General features: G+C 44.2%; 15 protein-coding genes. 8 read left to right on the top strand and 7 right to left on the bottom strand.

The features are described 5' to 3' along the window. Nucleotides 1-10: 10 nt before the first annotated feature. Together LJ658_RS02585 and LJ658_RS02580 are read left to right on the top strand one after the other, a co-directional pair. Nucleotides 11-220, top strand: coding sequence for a hypothetical protein (locus tag LJ658_RS02585; RefSeq protein WP_230544893.1), 210 nt, complete (start codon nt 11-13; stop codon nt 218-220). Between the two features lie 86 nt (nt 221-306). Next, nucleotides 307-2,142, top strand: a complete 1,836-nt coding sequence (locus LJ658_RS02580; RefSeq protein ID WP_230544892.1) for an ABC transporter ATP-binding protein — start codon at nt 307-309, stop codon at nt 2,140-2,142. Between the two features lie 38 nt (nt 2,143-2,180). On the opposite strand, the gene LJ658_RS02575 is transcribed toward LJ658_RS02580, so the two are convergent. Then, nucleotides 2,181-3,047 carry an esterase family protein gene (locus LJ658_RS02575; protein WP_230544891.1) on the bottom strand — a complete coding sequence of 289 codons (867 nt, stop codon included), beginning with the start codon at nt 3,045-3,047 and terminating at the stop codon, nt 2,181-2,183. A gap of 105 nt (nt 3,048-3,152) precedes the next feature. Here LJ658_RS02575 and LJ658_RS02570 point away from each other — a divergent pair, with 105 nt between their 5' ends. Continuing rightward, complete coding sequence (locus tag LJ658_RS02570; RefSeq protein ID WP_230544890.1) at nt 3,153-4,826, top strand: glycosyltransferase family 39 protein; 1,674 nt, start codon at nt 3,153-3,155, stop codon at nt 4,824-4,826. 6 nt (nt 4,827-4,832) lie between these two features. On the opposite strand, the gene LJ658_RS02565 is transcribed toward LJ658_RS02570, so the two are convergent. Together LJ658_RS02565 and LJ658_RS02560 are read right to left on the bottom strand one after the other, a co-directional pair. Further along, complete coding sequence (locus tag LJ658_RS02565) at nt 4,833-6,080, bottom strand: HAMP domain-containing sensor histidine kinase (protein WP_230544889.1); 1,248 nt, start codon at nt 6,078-6,080, stop codon at nt 4,833-4,835. A 5-nt stretch (nt 6,081-6,085) separates the two neighbouring features. Continuing rightward, nucleotides 6,086-6,757 (bottom strand): response regulator transcription factor, encoded by a 672-nt coding sequence (locus LJ658_RS02560; protein ID WP_230544888.1) that lies wholly within the window; start codon nt 6,755-6,757, stop codon nt 6,086-6,088. 108 nt (nt 6,758-6,865) lie between these two features. Here LJ658_RS02560 and LJ658_RS02555 point away from each other — a divergent pair, with 108 nt between their 5' ends. Together LJ658_RS02555 and LJ658_RS02550 are read left to right on the top strand one after the other, a co-directional pair. After that, nucleotides 6,866-7,510, top strand: a complete 645-nt coding sequence (locus tag LJ658_RS02555; protein WP_230544887.1) for an HAD family hydrolase — start codon at nt 6,866-6,868, stop codon at nt 7,508-7,510. A 122-nt stretch (nt 7,511-7,632) separates the two neighbouring features. Beyond that, on the top strand, nt 7,633-8,292 hold the full coding sequence (locus LJ658_RS02550) for an MBL fold metallo-hydrolase (RefSeq protein ID WP_230544886.1): 660 nt from the start codon (nt 7,633-7,635) through the stop codon (nt 8,290-8,292). Nucleotides 8,293-8,319: 27 nt separating this feature from the next. On the opposite strand, the gene LJ658_RS02545 is transcribed toward LJ658_RS02550, so the two are convergent. Further along, nucleotides 8,320-9,723, bottom strand: a complete 1,404-nt coding sequence (locus LJ658_RS02545; RefSeq protein ID WP_230544885.1) for a S41 family peptidase — start codon at nt 9,721-9,723, stop codon at nt 8,320-8,322. A gap of 256 nt (nt 9,724-9,979) precedes the next feature. Here LJ658_RS02545 and LJ658_RS02540 point away from each other — a divergent pair, with 256 nt between their 5' ends. From LJ658_RS02540 to LJ658_RS02530, 3 genes are read left to right on the top strand one after another with little or no spacing between them, the layout of a single operon-like run. Then, a complete protein-coding gene (locus LJ658_RS02540; RefSeq protein ID WP_230544884.1) occupies nt 9,980-11,380 on the top strand; it encodes a TolC family protein in 1,401 nt (466 codons plus the stop codon). A 21-nt stretch (nt 11,381-11,401) separates the two neighbouring features. Next, a complete protein-coding gene (locus LJ658_RS02535) occupies nt 11,402-14,644 on the top strand; it encodes an efflux RND transporter permease subunit (protein WP_230544883.1) in 3,243 nt (1,080 codons plus the stop codon). Next, nucleotides 14,637-15,755 (top strand): efflux RND transporter periplasmic adaptor subunit, encoded by a 1,119-nt coding sequence (locus LJ658_RS02530; protein ID WP_230544882.1) that lies wholly within the window; start codon nt 14,637-14,639, stop codon nt 15,753-15,755. Before LJ658_RS02535 ends, LJ658_RS02530 begins: the two co-directional genes overlap by 8 nt. Nucleotides 15,756-15,813: 58 nt before the next feature. On the opposite strand, the gene LJ658_RS02525 is transcribed toward LJ658_RS02530, so the two are convergent. From LJ658_RS02525 to pyrR, 3 genes are read right to left on the bottom strand one after another with little or no spacing between them, the layout of a single operon-like run. After that, a complete protein-coding gene (locus LJ658_RS02525; protein WP_230544881.1) occupies nt 15,814-17,241 on the bottom strand; it encodes a serine hydrolase in 1,428 nt (475 codons plus the stop codon). An 11-nt stretch (nt 17,242-17,252) separates the two neighbouring features. After that, nucleotides 17,253-18,182 (bottom strand): aspartate carbamoyltransferase catalytic subunit, encoded by a 930-nt coding sequence (locus LJ658_RS02520; protein WP_230544880.1) that lies wholly within the window; start codon nt 18,180-18,182, stop codon nt 17,253-17,255. 1 nt (nt 18,183) lies between these two features. Then, nucleotides 18,184-18,735 (bottom strand): bifunctional pyr operon transcriptional regulator/uracil phosphoribosyltransferase PyrR, encoded by a 552-nt coding sequence (gene pyrR, locus LJ658_RS02515; RefSeq protein WP_230544879.1) that lies wholly within the window; start codon nt 18,733-18,735, stop codon nt 18,184-18,186. Nucleotides 18,736-18,838 lie beyond the last annotated feature (103 nt).

Here is an 18,838-nt window from a genome sequence, read left to right as displayed (position 1 = left end):
TAGTAGTTACATGGATAAAGTAATGGTAACTATTAAAACCGGCCAGTTAGAGTATGATTATGAGATAATCAAAAACACAGACACCTATGTCATTATGGAGCAAGGTAAGCAGGTGGCCGAGATAGAATGCAAAGACGAGTGGATGCAGTTGTCGGGCGCACATTTACCTGACGGCTGTTTTGTAGAAATAATACACGCTATTGAAGCCAATTATAATTAAGCGTGTATCGCTGATGTGTCATAAAATTTGTTTGTTGAGTTAATATGCCGGCCAATTCTTATTTTTATGGAGCAGGGAGATAAGTTTTGAGTAACAAGCCGCCAAAAAGCACAACTACACAATCATTAACATTTAAGGAGCGCCTGCAGGCACTCCGCAATTTGCCGGCGTTTTTCAAGCTGGTTTTTGAAACCAGCCCGCTGATGACGGTGGTAAATTTTATACTGCGCATTATCCGGTCGGCTATGCCGGTGGCGTTGCTGTATGTGGGCAAGCTGATCATTGATAATGTCATAGCTTTAAGCCACGATCATAATGCAGGCACTTATCATTTATGGCAGCTGGTTGGATTTGAATTTGTGCTGGCCATACTTACCGACGGACTTAGCCGCGCCATTACCTTAATGGATAGTTTGCTGGGTGATCTGTTTAGCAATCATACCTCGGTAAGAATCATGAGCCATGCCGCCACGCTTGACCTCGACCAGTTTGAAGATGCCGTTTTTTATGACAAGCTTGAACGCGCCCGCCAGCAAACTACCGGCCGTACCATCCTGCTGTCGCAGATCATGAGCCAGCTACAGGATATCATTACCATGGCTTTTTTAGCCGCCGGTTTAATGGCGTTTAATCCCTGGCTCATCGTGATGCTGCTGTTTGCCATTATCCCGGCATTTTTAGGCGAATCTTATTTTAACGACCGTAATTACCTGCTCACCCGCGGCCAAACACCCGAGCGGCGTGAGCTTGACTACGTGCGTTATTTGGGCGCCAGTGACGATACCGCTAAGGAGATCAAGATTTTTGACCTGTCGGGCTTTATCATTGACCGCTTTAAACAACTGTCAGGTAATTTTTATAAAGACAGCAAACGGCTGTCCATCCAGCGCTCATTATGGGGGACGTTCTTTGCTATGCTGGGAAGTGTGGGGTATTACGCGGCTTATGTTTTTATTATCATCCGTGCCGTTGACGGTAAGGTAACCATTGGCGAGCTGGCTTTCCTGGCGGGATCATTCCGCCAGCTGCGGACATTATTGGAGGCGATTTTAACTCGGTTCACCGCCGTATCACAGGGCGCTATTTACCTGCGCGATTTTTTCGACTTTTTTGATATTGTGCCTAAAATAAAACCTGCTGCAAACCCGTTGCCGTTCCCGAAGATGATACAACAGGGTTTTGTTTTTGAAGATGTCGGCTTCAGGTATGTTAATTCCGACCGGTGGGCAAACCGGCATTTAAGTTTTACGCTATACCCGGGCGAAAAGCTGGCACTGGTAGGCGAGAACGGCGCCGGAAAAACAACACTGGTTAAATTGCTGTCGCGCCTTTATGACCCAACCGAGGGCAGGATCTTGCTGGACGGCGCAGACCTGCGCGAATATGATCTGGCTGATCTCCGGTTAAATGTAGGCATCATCTTCCAGGATTACCTGCGCTACCAAATGACTTTCGCGCAGAATATCGCCGTGGGGAACATCAACCAGATTAATAACCGCGACTTAATAGAAAAATCAGCCAAACAAAGTTTAGCTGATGCCCTGGCAGCTAAATTACCCGGCTCTTATGATCAGCAGTTAGGCAAACGCTTTGCCGACGGTGTTGAACTGTCGGGCGGCGAATGGCAAAAGGTTGCTTTGGCCCGGGCCTACATGCGCGATGCGCAACTATTAATATTAGATGAGCCAACGTCGGCGCTTGATGCCCGGGCGGAATATGAAGTATTTCAGCGCTTCGCGGATCTGACCAAAGGGAAGTCAGCCATCCTGATATCGCACCGCTTTAGCACCGTCCGCATGGCCGACCGGATATTGGTACTAGAAAAAGGTGAACTGAAAGAAATAGGCAGCCATGAAGAATTGCTGATCAAAGGCGGCATTTATGCTGAATTGTTTGATCTGCAGGCAATGGGCTACCGCTAGTCATACAGGGCGGTTGCCGCCCTGTATGACATCATCACTTAAAACTGATGGAAGGCATCTGACACAAATTCCAGTACCTTCGGCAGCGAGGCGCGCCAGTAGGTCCAGGTATGCCCGCCATCCCGTATCCTGAACTCATGCGGAATTTCGTTTTTACGCATAGCGATGTGAACCAGGGCATTGCCCTCATATAAAAAGTCATCGTCACCATCATCAATATACCAGCGTACCGCTTTTTTCTGAGCTTCGGGCATATTATTTACCAGGGCAATTGCGCTATAGCGGTTAAAATAATTAGTTGCTACAGAATCGGCTGCATTTGGTAAGGTCCGTGCAACGATTTTTCGGGCATCGTCTAAAGTCAAAGGGCCAACCGAAGCACTTAACGGGCAGGCTGACGAAAACATTTCGGGATGATGTAATGCGTACATAAAAGTACCGCCGCCACCCATAGATAAACCGGCAACCGCGCGCGAGCGCTTTTCTGTCTTAACGCGATAAGTCTTCTCAATATAGGGTATTAACTCTTTGAAAAAGAAATCCTCGTAGTTCCAATCGCCTTTGATATCATTAAAATAGCCTTTGCGGCCGGTATTGGCATCGGGCATTACAATAATCATGGGTGTCGCTGTGCCGTCGGCAATAGCCTTATCAGTTATATTTAATACTTCACCAAATTGTACCCAGCCTGTTTGGTCATCGCCTGATCCGTGCAGCAGATACAACACCGGATACCTGCGGTTTGAGGCTTCATAATCAGGCGGCAGATAAATGGCAAATTTACGGTCGCTCTTTAATATTTTACTGGGTAATGACAGGTTATCAAACACCTTCCCGGTTTGTGCCAATACTAAGATCGGGCTTATCAATAGCACAATTGTTGCGATAAGTAATTTTTTCATCATGGGTTATAATTGGCGGCGCCAATGGTCGAGTTTTATTGGCTGCATAAATTTAATATAAAAAATCTTGATCAGGCAATATCAAACTCTGCTTACCTTTACAAGCATATGGATAAACATAACCCCGCAATTACGGCGAAATGGCTTTACCTTTTTATCGGTATAGCCATTCTGGTTAATTTTAGCGGGCTATTCGTCCCCATAACCGGTCCGGATGGTACGCTATATGCCTCCATTTCCAAAACCATGGCGCAACGTAACAATTTTGTTGAGTTATTTGCTTACGGTAAAGATTGGCTGGATAAACCCCATTTTCCGTTTTGGATCGCCGCTTTATCTTTTAAATTATTTGGTATTACCACCTGGGCCTATAAGCTGCCCGGCATACTTTTTTTGCTGATAGGCGCATTGTACACTTACCTGTTTGGTAAGGCCCTGTACAATAAACAAATAGGGCTTTGGGCCACGTTGATCTTACTCACTGCGCAACACATCATCCTATCCAATAATGATGTGCGTGCCGAGCCATATTTAACAGGTTTGATCATTGCTTCGGTATATCATTTTTATAAGGCCCATACCGCAAATAGCTATTGGCAATTAGTATGGGGATGCCTGTTTACCGCGTGCGCTATCATGACTAAAGGCATGTTTGCTGTAATTCCGGTCGGGGGCGCTATTGCAGGGCATTTTATCATAACCCGGCAATGGAAACAGCTGCTCAATATCCGGTGGCTGATAGCTGTTGTTTTAGTGCTTATTTTTATCCTGCCCGAGCTGTACTGTCTTAATCAGCAGTTTGATCAGCATCCCGAGAAGTTAATATTTGACAAACACCAGGTATCAGGTATCCGTTTCTTTTTCTGGGATAGCCAGTTTGGGCGCTTTTTCAATACCGGCCCTATTAAAGGCAATGGCGACCCGACCTTTTTTTTGCATACAACACTCTGGGCTTTTTTACCCTGGTCGCTTTTATTGTTTACGGCGATATATCAGTTGATTAAAAAGGGCAGCAGGCGGGTACAGGCTACAGAATGGTATTGTATCTGCGGATCCTTGTTAACATTTCTGTTGTTCTCTGCTTCAAAGTTCCAGTTGCCGCATTACCTAAATATTGTTTATCCGTTTTTCGCCATTATAACTGCGCAATATTTGTACAATGTTAAGGCGTTAAAGAGTATAAGAGCTATACGGATAACACAAACCCTGATCATTATACTGTTATTGGTTGTTATCGGTGTGTTACACTATTTTTATCAGCCGGAAACCTTTACCCTACCTATAGGCATTTGTTTGCTGCTGGTACTTATTGGCCTGATCTTTTTGCCAGGATATATCACATCAAATACGATATCAAAAATAGTTTTAAGCACGTTGCTGGCCTCGTTCTTTATTAATATCTACCTCAATACGGTGTTCTACACCTCGTTACTGAAATACCAGGCAGCCAGCGAAGCCGCCAGGTGGATCAATGAAAATAACCCGCAAAAACTGCCGGTAGTACAATTAGATGATGCGTATGTATCAGCCATGAACTTTTATATCAGCGCGCCAATTTTAACGATTACTGATGACAGGGCCGGGAGCTATCCGGTAAAGCCTTTTATGCTGTATGCTACCGCGGATAAGATTAAGTCTCTTGCGGCGCAGGGGTGGCGTATTAAACCGCTTAAAACCTTTCAACGCTATTGGATCAGCCGGCTTAAGCCTAAGTTTTTAAATAAAACTACCCGCGCCAATGAACTCACAGAAATGCAGGTTGTAATAGTTAACCGCCAATAATTAGCTTTAAAAGGTTATTTTGAAAGTATGATACGGGGCTTTAAAATGATAGCTTAAATGGTAGCCATGCTGATTGCAGATATTTTTTGCAATGGTTAACCCCAGCCCGGTGCCGTCAGAATTATGGCCTTTTTTAAACCGTTCAAAAATCTCGTCTCCGTTAAGCGCGCTCTCGCCGGTATTTTGAAAAATCAGCTCGCGTGTTGTCAGCCTGATATATAATTTGCCGTTAGCTTCGCTATGCTTTATCGCATTGTTAAAAAGGTTATTGATCAGTATCTCAATCAGGTATTTATTGGCTGTAATTTCCTTGTCTTCAAGTATGTGGATCAATTCTATGCCCTTGTTTTGCGCCAGTTCCTGTAGCTGGTGTTCTTTTTCAAGGATGATGTTTTTTAAATTAAAATCAGCCGTATCATTGATCAGGTCATTTTCAATTTTAACCAGTAATAACAACGATTGGTTTAACCGCGACAACTTATTGGTAGCAGCGTATATATCATTGATCTGGGCAAACTGCTCGGCCTTTAACTTCTCATCCTGTATTAACGTATCTAATTTTGAGGTAATTACAGCAATCGGTGTAAGCATTTCGTGCGAGGCATTCTCGGTAAAAGTTTTAAGATTTTCGTAATCAGTTTTAACCCGGGCTGACATGGCGGTAACCGCATCATTTAATTCTTTAAATTCATCAATATTGGTGGTATTTGGACTGATGGCGTCGCTATCCGCAACATTAAAAGCTTTCAATTGCGCTAAAACATGGTAAAACGGCTTCCATAAACCGCCAAAAATGTACCGGTTGGTTAAAGCCAGTATCAGCAATAGTACCGCGGTAAGTAAGACCGTTATGCAAATAATCAGTTGGGTCAGGTTTTCGGATGCTTCCTTTGATTGCGCTACGATTGCAACATAATTAACACCTTTTAGAGTGACTATGGTTTTAACCGCCCTGCCGGATTCAGTTTTATTGCCGTGGTTTTTATGATAAGGCATATCATAAAAAATCATGCCGGCTATTTTTTGATCCGTTTTAATAAAGGAAGTCTGGTCGCCCTCAAAATCAAGCTCGGCAGGCAGGTGCTGGTTAAGTTTGATATAATCTGCTATTTCCTCAACCTCTTCGGTAAGGTCATGATCAAGCTGCTTGTTAACTATGTAGTTTATAGCGCCATAGTAAACAAAAGCGGTGCTGCATAATACAATAAGAGTTATTATTAAGGTAGCCTTGTTGTATTGAGCTGCTAACTTCATTATTATTATAAAAGTTTATAGCCTACACCGTATATAGCTTTAATATAGTCTTTATGTGCAGCCTCCATTAATTTTTTGCGGATATTTTTTATGTGGGTATAGATAAAGTCAAAGCTATCAACCAGGTCTATTTCCTCACCCCACAAATGCTCGGCAATAGCATTTTTTGATATTACCTTACCCTTATTGGCGATGAAGTATAACAACATATCGTACTCTTTGCGGGTAAGGATAATTGTAATATCGTTTACCTTAACCTCGCGGGCAAGCAAATCAATATTTATCAAATCATAATTCAATACATTGCTGGAGTTAAATGCCCTTCGCCGGTAAATAGCGTCTATCCGCGCCTTTAGTTCTGACAGGTGAAAGGGCTTGGTCAGATAATCGTCGGCGCCCAGGTTCAGTCCTTTTATCTTGTTGTCTAACGAGTTTTTTGCCGAAATGATCAATACACCTTCGCTCTTTTCGTTAGCCTGTAAATATTCCAATAGGGCAAACCCTTCTCCGTCAGGCAATCCGATATCCAATAAAACACAATCATATTGATATAAGGATATTTTGCCGATAGCCGCAGCCAGGGTGCCGCAACTCTCGCAAAGCACGCCGGCCTCTGTAAAATATTTTTCAATACTTTCCCTCAGGCCTTGTTCGTCTTCTATAATGAGTAGTTTCAAAAAGAGAGTTTTTTTTATAAATGTAGCAATTGAATTTGAGTAAAAACTGAAGAATAGATAACCTTGCCGGGCCATCGCTGTAAAAATAAATCTTATTTTTGCGGTTCGATGGATAGGATACTAAAAAACAAATACGACAGCATAATTTTTGATCTTGACGGCACACTTTGGGATAGCTCTGCAAACGTGGTGCTGGCCTGGCAGGCAGCTAAAGAGCAGGTTGACTATATCAAAGAGGATTTTACCCAACCCATGATCCATTCTATAACAGGGATGACCTACAAAGCTATTTTTGAAACGCTGCTGCCTTACCTGGATGAAGCGCAACGCGAAGAGTTTAAAGCACTGGCGGGGAAATATGAACTGGAAATATTGTACGAAAAAGGAGGTGAACTTTATCCCGACCTGGAGAAAGCGCTTCAATACCTGTCTGCCAGGTATAAATTATTTATAGTAAGCAACTGCCAAAGCGGCTATATAGAAGTGTTCTTTAAAATTAGCGGGTTTGAACATTACTTTATGGGTCACCAATGCTATGGTACAAAAAACCAGCCTAAAGCCGAGAATATTACCGACATTATCGTTGATCACAACCTTAAAGCCCCTGTTTATGTAGGCGATACCATGGGCGATTACCAGGCCGCCACCAAAGCCGGTGTACCGTTTATATTTGTCGACTATGGTTTTGGTGTAGTTAATGAAGATCAGGTAGCTACCGCTTCACGGCTTGGCGATTTGGCAGAGATATTATAATTAGACGGCTGCCAATCCGCTGTTCATTGCCGGATAGAGGGTATACATTATTGGTTGGGCGAAACACAGGGTCGGCTGCATAACCGCAAACTTTTCCAAAAACATATCGTTATCTTGGTATTATGAAAATCTCAAAATACCTGCACTCCTGTTTAGTGTTTGAGCTTGATGGCTACAAACTGCTATTTGATCCGGGTAAGTTTACTTTTGCCGAAGGAGAGGTGTCGCCCGAAATGTTTAGTGAGGTGAACAGCATTATCATTACCCATATTCATCCCGACCACCTGGATGTTGAAAATTTAAAAAAAATCGTTGAGCTAAGCGGCGCGGTTATTTATACCAATGCACAGGTAGGCGAGGTGTTGCAAAAAAGTGGGGTAGCCCATACCGTTTGGTATGATGGCGAGCACCAGGTTGGCCCGTTTAAATTGAAGGCCCTGCCGGTGGTCCACGAGTTGATTTTAGACAATCCGCTACCGCAGATGACCGGGTTTTTAATTAACGATAAAATACTTCACCCGGTTGATTCAATGGAAGACGCGTTGCTGCAATATCAGGGCGTCGAGCTGCTAATTATGGTAACAATGGCGCCTTTTGCCAATGAGCTTCGTATAACCGGTTTTGCCGATAAACTGCAGCCTAAGCAAATACTGCCCGTGCATGACGGCTATGCCAAAGAGTTTTTTATAAAGCAGCGCTATGAAGCCTATACAAAGCACTTTGAAAAAGAGGGTATAAAGTTCCATAATATTTACAAAATTGGTGAAGGTATAACTATCTGACAGAATTTAGCTTAAAATAAAAATTCATCACTTTTTTTGATTTTTTATCAGATCGAGCGCCTTATTTAAAGCTTTTGATGATGGTGCCACCACATCCGGAATCACTCCTTTCCAATCATTTTCCTTTGCTCCGACATCGTAATACAACGAACTGGAGATCGTTAAATCCAGCTGTGTATGCGGTAACGAGACGGACACAATGTCACCGTAACTTTTAACAAGGCCGCCTGTTTCTTCACCAATAACAGTTCCCCTTTTATAGTATTTAAAACATTGAGCAAAATCCGCGGCTGACGAATAAGTTTGCAGGTTGACTAATAAATAAATTTTACCATTAAATCTGAGCGGATTTGTTTTGATAGGGATCTCGCCATAAGTAACAGTATCAATTAATCCATTCGGTTTGGCTAATAAAGCTTTATCGGCGCTACTCAGGGTTTTATCCTTTCTATGGGCTTTTAGGCGCTCCTTCAAAAACCGGCTGTTTTTAATCACTACCTTATCATATTGATGAAAGGGCTTGTCAAGAATATACTGAAAAAAATCATCACCTACATCTGAATCGCCTCCGCCATCATCCATCAGATTGATCACCAGGTTTTTTACCCCCTTATTTTTGATCACCGTAAAAGCCGAATCAGCAAACGCCTTGTAGCCGTTCCAGTCAAAGCTTTTGAAATCAATTATTGCCGTTTTGTTTTCGTCTACAATTTTGAGTGAATAATTGGTTGTTGGAGCGGAATTTGTCTTGATGATTTTTGCCTGAACTTCTTTAGTCCTTTTATCGAGTTCCTCTTTCCTGATTCCTTTGATTAATACTGTTTTTTCTTTACCATTACTTTTATATTTAACCTTATAATTTCCGTTGGCTTTGTAAAGTGCTTCCAGATAGAAATAAAAACGACCGCTCCCAAAATCAGCCCTGAATGAACGGTTTTCCCCGGTGTTTAAATTAATAACATCATCCACTATTTTTGAGGAAGGAATGTCATTAACGCTTATAATTTCGGCATTGGCCGGTAGTTGTGCAGTAATTGTTTGATAAGGCCCATTGCAAATAATAAAAGGCTTGGCAGCAGACAGTTTAACATTATAAGGAAAGACAAATGGATTTTGACTATTATATTGCCACATAAAATCAAAGTCGGTGTGCCCGTCATCTAATTTGGCCAGTAATGATTCTGCTATTAGGTAAAACTCTGTGTCGCCAAAGTCTCTGCTAAAACCGTTTTTCGCTATTTGAACGTCTTTATAAAATTTCTCTTTTGGATACCGGTAATATATTTTAGGATGTGTTTCTTCTAAATATTTAACCAGGGTATCAAGGTCCTGCCGCATTTCAGACGGAGAAAATTTCCGTTGAAACTTTTGCCCGGAAACAGAACTATAAAGTAAAATGCATATAGCTAAAGCCCCAAATTTTTTTAGCATTTTTTGTTATGATAGGTGATAAACAGGATAGGATTTTCAATAAAGTTAGGAACGATATTGAATACGCTACAATAATAGATTTAATAAATATAAAATCAAATACTGAAAGTTGAAACCAAATACTTTGTATTAGCCCTGATTTTGGCCTCAATACTTACCAATACGTATTTTTTATAGCGATATTTTTGTTACAAAGTGGAAACATTAGTTTATCATGTCAACTAATATATAGATTTGTTGTACATGACACCCCGGTATGTTCAACGCTAATTCCAGATATACCTTTTTAGGTATTTTTTTACTCTTATGTCATAGCGCTCATAGCCAGCAAAAGGTTTTGAGCCTGAAAGAGGCAGAACAAATTGCCCTTACTAACTATGGTATAATTAAAGCCAAAGCTAATCAGCTAAATGCGTCAAAGGCGTCTTTAAAAGAAACGCGCGCCGAAGCCCTGCCCGATTTGAATGTCTCAATTCAGCAAGATTACGGCACGGTTAACGGTCAAAATGGCCCGCTGTTTGGCTATCATGGTTTGGCGGTGGCATCGTCAGGGCCGGCATTGGCCAATCAAAATTATAATGCCGCTTTTGGTTCGTTATACGTCAGTAATATCAATTGGGACGTCTTCGCCTTTGGCAAAGCAAAAGAGAAAACCAGGGTGCAGGGCGCGGTAGTAGCGCTCAACGAGACTGATCTTGTACAAGAAAAATTTCAGCACCAGATCCGCGTAGCCAGTACTTATTTGAATTTACTGGTGGCCCAGCAACTAAGCAAAGCACAGCAGGACAACCTTAACCGTTCCATACAATTGCAAAGGGTAGTAGTGGCACGGGTAAAAAATGGGCTTAATCCGGGCGTTGACTCCTCTTTGGCAAACGCCGAAGTGTCAAACGCGCGGATAGCATTAACCAACGCGCAGCAAATTGTACAAAATCAAAGCAACCAGCTGGCGCAGTACCTGGGTATTGTCCCGCAGGATTTTGTGTTAGACAGTACCTTCGTGTCCAAGGCGCCACCAAGGCCTGATGCAAATTCGCTCATCCCGCCGGATGATCATCCCGAGTTGCGTTATTACCGCAATCGCATCGGCGTTAGTGATGAACAGGCCCGTTATTACAGCACTTTCAGTTATCCAACTTTTAGCCTGTTTGGTGTTTACCAGGGCCGGGGCTCCGGTTTTAAATCCGACTACGGCAGCAACTTAACCGATTATACCACCAGCTACGGTGCGGGCATACAGCCGACGCGCTATAATTATTTGCTGGGTGCGGCTGTGATCTGGAATATCACCAATCCGTTTAGGGTGCATTACCAGGTGCAATCACAAAAGTTCACTTCTGATCAGTATAGAAACGAATACGAGCTGGCCAGCCAGCAACTCCGGGATCAGCAACTGCTGGCCGAGACACGCATCAGCAACGCCTTAAAAAATTATAATGAGGCCCCGGTTGAGGTTAAAGCAGCTACCGACGCTTACACTCAAAAATTTGCACTGTATAAAAACGGTCTGTCAAATATTGTTGATTTTACGCAGGCGCTATATGTATTGAACCGCGCCGAGGTCGACCGTGACATCGCCTCAAATAATGTTTGGCAGGCGGTACTGTCAAAAGCAGCTGCTACCGGCGATCTGGGCGTGTTTATGAATAATTTTTAATAAGATACAGGATATATAAAAATGGGAATGATCAGAAGTGCGCTTAGGAGGCCGATTACCGTACTGGTTATAGTAGCAGGTTTGTTTTTCTTCGGTATTGGCGCTATCAGGAGTATTAAGATAGATATCTTCCCGGATCTTAATCTGCCGGTAATTTATATCTCTCACCCGTATGGTGGTTATACGCCTAACCAAATGGAGTCGTACTTCGGTAAGCAGTACGTTAACTTACTATTGTATGTATCCGGCGTAAAAAGTATTGAAACGCGCAATATAACAGGCTTAACCTTAATGAAGCTGACCTTTTACGAAGGTACCAATATGGCGCAGGCAGCGGCCGAAGTAACGGCTTATACCAACCGGGCGCAAGCCGGTTTCCCACCCGGATCACAACCGCCGTTTATTTTAAGGTTTGATGCCTCTACGTTACCGGTAGGGCAGTTGGTGCTAACCAGCCCAACCAAAACCAATAATGAGTTGCTTGACCTGGCTAATATTTATATCCGTTCATCTTTTACATCTATACCCGGTTTGGTTGCGCCGGCGCCATTTGGAGGTAATACCCGTTCTATTTTAATTAAGGTTGACCCGGAACTGTTACGCGCACATAATTTAACGCCTGATCAGATTGTAACTGCCCTGCGCGATAATAACCAAAATACCCCGGCAGGCAACGTACGGATAGGAGATTACAACTACCTGGCACCGGCTAACACCAGTATGCAAAAGGTAGCCGATTTTGGCGATATCCCTATTTATAAAAGCGGTATTCAAACCGTTTTTCTGCGCGATGTAGCGCAGGTTGAAGACGGTGCGGATATAACTTCAAGTTATGCGCTGATTAATGGCAAACGGTCGGTTTACCTGCCTATCACCAAATCTGCCGACGCCTCTACCTGGGACGTTGTTCAAAACTTAAAAAAGGCCATCCCGCGTTTCCAGGCGCTGCTGCCCGAAGATGTGAAATTGTCGTACGTATTTGATCAATCGGTATATGTGATCAACGCCGTGAAAAGTTTAGCCGAAGAAGGAGCCATTGGCGCGGTACTTACCGGTTTAATGGTGCTGCTATTTTTGGGGGATAAGCGGGGCGCATTCATTGTAATATTAACTATCCCCATCGCTATTATATCGGGGATATTGTTCCTGTCGCTGTTTCATCAAACCATTAATATCATGACGCTGAGCGGGCTTTCGCTGGCTATAGGTATTTTGGTGGATGAATCGACGGTGACGATAGAAAACATCCATCAGCATTTTGATATGGGTAAGCCAAAGGCCCTGGCTATTTGGGATGCCTGTAAAGAAATTGCGTTCCCTAAATTGCTGATCCTGTTTTGTATCCTGGCGGTGTTTGCGCCGGCGTTTACCATGAAAGGTATCCCGGGCGCTTTGTTCCTGCCGCTGGCGCTGGCCATTGGTTTCTCCATGATCACCTCATACCTGCTGGCCCAAACCTTTGTCCCGGTTATGGCTAACTGGATCATGAAAAACGAACATGAAGATAAAAGCCATGCGGACGGCTTTGCGCTGGAGGACGAAGGTGAAGCCTGGGAACAAAAAGAGCTTGCCATAAAAAATGCAACCCAAACCGACGGAAAGCTAACCCGTTTTGATAAATTCAGGCTGCGCTTTTTAGCCTTGATGGACAGGATGATGCCTAACCGTAAGCTCATTGTATTGGCTTACGCCGTTGGTGCCTGCGGATTGGCATTTCTGCTATTAAATATCATTGGCCGTGACGTATTACCCAAAGTAAACTCGGGCACGTTCCAGGTGCGTTTGCGCGCCGCTGATGGTACCCGTTTGGAACGGACAGAGGCTATTACCCTAAAAGCACTGAATATATTGGGCGGGCTGGTTGGGCGCAATAATATTGAAGTTACATCAGCATTGGTAGGGCAACACCCGGGGCAATTTTCAACCAGCCCAATTTATTTGTTTATGGCCGGCCCGCAGGAAGCTGTGTTACAGGTAAACCTGAAAGAAGATTATAAAGTAAACCTTGACGAGCTGAAAGAAAGATTCAGAGGGGCGATGCAAAAACAACTGCCGGGTGTGATGCTGTCTTTTGAGCCTATTGAATTGACGGATAAAATATTGAGCCAGGGATCACCAACACCGGTGGAAATAGCGATATCCGGCAAAGACAAAAAACGAAACGTGGCATTTGCCTTTAAGGTGCTGGATAAATTAAAACAGGTGCCCTACCTGCGCGATGTGCAGATAGGCCAATCGTTTAAATATCCAACCATCAACATTAAAATAGACCGGCAGCGGGCGGCCCAGTTGGGTGTTAGTTTAAATGATATCTCACGCTCATTGGTGGCGTCTACATCTTCGTCACGCTATACCGAGAAAGTGGTATGGCTGGATGAAAAAGCGGGATTAAGCTACGCTGTACAGGTTGAGGTGCCCGAATATCAAATGGCAAGCTTAAATGATATTCGCGAGATATCTGTATTAAGTAACCAAGCCAGGCCGGTATTGAGTGATGTTGCTGATATAACCCTGGGAACTACCTATGGCGAAAATGACGACATCGGCGCCATCCCGATGTTGTCGGTAACTGCCAATATCAACAATAAAGATCTGGGCACCGCTACAAATGACGTCCAAAAAGCCATCAAATCATTAGGAAAACTGCCGCGCGGTTTAACGGTAGAGCCACGCGGATTAAGCACCACCCTAACCGACACACTGGACAGCCTGCAAAATGGATTACTGGTAGCGGTTATCGTAATATTTTTAATGCTGGCCGCTAATTTCCAGTCGTTTAAAATGTCATTTGTGGTATTGTCAACGGTGCCGGCGGTACTGTTTGGCTCGTTGTTCCTGGTAAAAATAACCGGTGCGACGCTTAACCTTCAATCGTACATGGGTATGATCATGTCAGTTGGGGTTTCCATATCCAACGCGGTATTATTAATCACCAATGCCGAAGAATTGCGCAGGCATAATGGTGATGCCCTAAAATCAGCACGCGAAGCGGTTGCCCTGCGGTTAAGGCCGGTATTAATGACCAGTTTAGCCATGGTGGTTGGTATGATTCCGATGGCTTCGGGCATCGGCGAGGGCGGCGACCAGACCTCACCACTGGGCCGAGCCGTTATTGGCGGCTTAATCGCATCCACCTTTGCAGCCTTACTGATATTACCATTGGTGTTTGCCTGGGTACAAGGCAATACCACCACCGATTCTGTTTCATTAGATCCTGAAGATAAAGAAAGTAAATTTTATGTCCCCCTGCACCATCATGAATAAAAGATCAACAACTATACTGGCCGGCCTGGCTTTAACTATCAGCTTGCTGCTGGGCGCCTGCCACTCTGATCAGAAAGAAAAAGAAGACGCCAAACAACAACAGGAACAGCAGGACGCGCTTGATTTCCCGGCAGTAAGCGTAGCTGATGTGGAAAACGGCAAACTTAGCTCAAGCATAGCTGTGCCCGGCGAGTTATTGCCTTATCAGCAGGTTGATCTGTATGCCAAGATAAACAGCTACGTTAAAAAATTGATGGTTGATATCGGGTCGCAGGTATATGCGGGCCAATTGCTGGTAACGCTGGATGCGCCGGAAATCAACTCGCAACTGGCTGGTGCGCAGTCAAGGATAAAACAACAGGAAGCAATTTATTTCGCCAGTAAGGCCACCTATGATCGTCTGGTAAATACCAGCAGGACACCTGGCACCATTTCACAAAACGACCTGGAGCAGGCCGAAGCGAAAAAGAATGCCGACTACGCCAACGTTGAAGCGGCAAAATCAGCCTATAAAGAAGTATCGTCAGGTGTTGGATATTTGAACATACGCGCACCTTTTGATGGCGTGATAACCACCCGCAACATTAATCCGGGCGCTTATGTTGGCCCGGGGGGTAAAAATGCCGACCCGCTGTTTGTATTGCAGGATCAGAGCCGGTTACGCCTGGTGGTGTCAGTACCCGAAAGCTACGTTGGGGGCCTTACTCATAAAAGCGAAGTAAAATTCACCGTGCGCGAATTACCCGGTCAAAAATTCACCGCCAAAATTGCCCGCCTTGCCGGCGCGCTGGATGAAAAACTAAGATCTGAACGCGTGGAGATGGATGTATACAACAAAGGCAACAAATTATTGCCACATATGTATGCCGATGTAGAAGTGCCGCTACCATCGCATGACAGCACGCTGATTGTTCCTAAAAGCGCGGTTGTTTCATCTACCGAAAAAGTATTTGTGGTAAAAGTGGTTAATCACCATGCGCAGTGGGTTGAGGTGAAAAAAGGTTTCCAGGCCGGCGATAAAATGGAAATTTATGGCGACTTGAAAGCCGGCGATAAAGTAGTTAAAAATGCCACCGACGAGATCAGGGACGGACAGAAAGTGAAGGATTAATATTTGTTTGGGTTATACCGTCATGCTTACCTTGTTTCGGCATGACGGCTCTTTTGCCTTATTGTAACTTTTTCAATATTTCCACACCCACGCCATCCGTACTCACATCAGCATTTGATAAAAGGATAACTATGAGCCCTTTTTCAGCATTATACGCCAAAAAACTTCTGCTGCCGCCTGTGCCGCCATTGTGGAAATAATAACTAACGCCGTCTGCTTTTATAATATGCCAGCCCAGACCCACCTGCGGCTCGGTGTGAAGCGTGATCTGGTGGGTTAATTCAAATGCCTTATAGAGTTTGGTATTAGCCGGAACCATATTGGCTTTAGCATATAATAACAGGTCGGTGATATCTGATCTGATGGATCCGCAGGCGGCCAACGCGTCAAAATCCCAGGCAGACGTTTCTACCGCGTTCTCATCATATACAGGCGCAAAACGTGCTGCCAGTAGTGGAGAGATATGCTGTACCGTTGATTTTAATCCCAAGGGTTTACAGATAATTTCGGTTACCAATTGTTCATAAGGTTTGCCGCTTACGCGCTCTAAAATTATCCCCAACAAGCCAACCGCTAAATTTGAGTAGGCGTATTTTTTACCCGGCTCGCTGCGCAGGGTGCAGGTTTTAAGGTAGGTGAACAGCTGATCGCGCGTGTAATTTTTATAGGGGTTTGATTCCTGGTAATTCTTTTGACTTTCGAAGTTGGATGGCAGGCCATTGAGGCCCGAGGTATGATTGCTTAAATTTACCAATGTAATGCCCTTTAAAGCCGGGTTGGCTGCAACCGAATCAGGCAGATATTTAGTAATGGGGTCTGACAGGCTTACTTTATCTTCATTTACAAACCAGGCCAGCAAAGTAGCGGTAAAAGTTTTGCTGATAGAGCCAACCTCATAAATAGTGGCAGGAGTTGGCAATTGCCCGCTGCCTTTTTTAGTTTCGCCGTAGTTATAGGTGCTGATTATGCCACCTTTAATTACGCCTATGCTCAGGCCAACGGTAGTTATCTTTTGGATGTACCTGCGTGCTATTGAGTCGACTATCTTATCTGTAGCTGATTTTAACGGGTTATTTGACGCCGCTCGTGTGGATTTATTGGTAGCTACTACCTTGTATGGCCCTAAGCCAAAGTAATTAAATTTATTATCATCGTCAAGACCAAGCGTAAGCTGCATTTTTGCATCACCCAGCTCAATTTTATAAGTCGCAATTAAATTATTGACAAAGGATACCAGCGAATCTCTTTTTATAGGATTTGAAAACAAGCCGCGAAATAAAAAGTCACGAAAGCGAGCCTGGCTGATAGACTTTTTATAATCTGAATCGGCGAGGTTATAAATGGCATCAGCGTCATGCGTTTTACTGTAATTGATAATCAGCCTGAAAACCGAATCTGTTTTTTGCTGTTGACGGCTTTGGGCAAAACCGCCGGCCGGGATACACATTCCGCTAATGAGCATAATTATAACGAGCGCAGATTTCATAACGGCGGGTTTTACGGGGTTTGGCCCGCCAGTAAATATAATACCGCCATGCGGATGGCGACACCATTTTCTACCTGGTCAAGAATGATGGATTGTTTACTGTCGGCAACATCACTGGTAATCTCCACACCGCGATTTATAGGGCCGGGGTGCATTACGGTGATCTCTTTGTCTAACGAGTCTAAGATCTCTTTATTTAAGCCGTACAGCATGGTGTACTCGCGCAATGACGGGAAGTATTTGATATCCTGGCGCTCCAGCTGGATACGCAGCATGTTGGCCACATCGCACCAGTTAAGGGCCTTTATTAAGTTATGTTCAATTTTAACCCCAAGGGCGCCAATATATTTGGGGATAAGTGTGGTTGGCCCGCAAACCATTACCTCGGCGCCTAATTGTTTCAGGCATAAGATATTTGAAAGCGCTACGCGCGAATGCAGGATATCGCCTACGATAACGATCTTCTTCCCGGCCACATCACCATACTTTTCGCGGATAGAGAATGCATCAAGCAAGGCCTGGGTAGGGTGCTCATGTGCGCCGTCGCCGGCGTTTACTATCTGGGCCTTTACATGTTTAGATAAAAAGGTGGCGGCACCGGCATAGGGATGGCGCATTACCACCATATCCACCTTCATGGCCAGGATATTGTTTACGGTATCAATCAGCGTTTCACCCTTGCTTACGGATGAGGACGATGCCGCGAAGTTAACCACATCTGCCGACAGGCGTTTCTCGGCCAGCTCAAATGATAAACGGGTGCGGGTTGAGTTTTCAAAAAATATGTTGGCAATGGTTACGTCCCGCAATGAGGGGACTTTACGTATCTGCGGCTGGTTTAGCACATCTTTAAAGCGGTCGGCAGTTTCAAATATTAATTCAATATCCTGGGCGGTTAACCCTTTAATGCCCAGTAAATGCCTTGTGCTAAGTTCTGCCATTTTATATGTTCGGGATTTCTGATAATAATACAACTTTGTCTTCGCCGTCAGTTTCTGTCCAGCTAACCACTACTTTTTGCGATGCGATGGAATCAACCTCGATCCCCACGTAATCCGGCATTATTGGCAGGTGGCGCGAGTAGCGCCGGTCAACCAAAGCCAGCAACTCTACCTTTTGCGGGCGGCCATAGGCCAGCATAGCTTCCATGGCTGCGCGGATGGTGCGGCCGCTCCATAATACATCGTCCATTAAAACAACCTTTTTACCTTCAATGATAAAGTCCATTTTGGTTTCGCTGGGTATCAGGGGGGCGCCACGACGACGGAAATCATCGCGATAAAAAGTGATGTCCATATCACCTTGCTGTATATTGCTGCCGGGAAGTATTTTGCGCAACTCGATGGCGACACGTTTGGCCAGATAAATGCCGCGTGGCTGTATGCCGATCAAAACAGTTTCAGAAAAATCATTGTGATTTTCGATCAACTGACGACATAAACGCTGTATAGTGATTTGAAATTTTTGACCGTCGAGCAGCGTAAGGTTTTGCATCGTTTGGGTGGATTTGGGCAAAGGTAATAATTTTAGTGATTAGTTGTGTAAAGCAATAAGCAGATAGTGATATACTAATGCATTTTGTAACGTAAGCAGGACC

Source organism: Mucilaginibacter sp. UR6-11 (assembly GCF_020880695.1).
Taxonomy (GTDB): domain Bacteria; phylum Bacteroidota; class Bacteroidia; order Sphingobacteriales; family Sphingobacteriaceae; genus Mucilaginibacter.
This window is presented reverse-complemented; position numbering and strand designations above follow the sequence as displayed.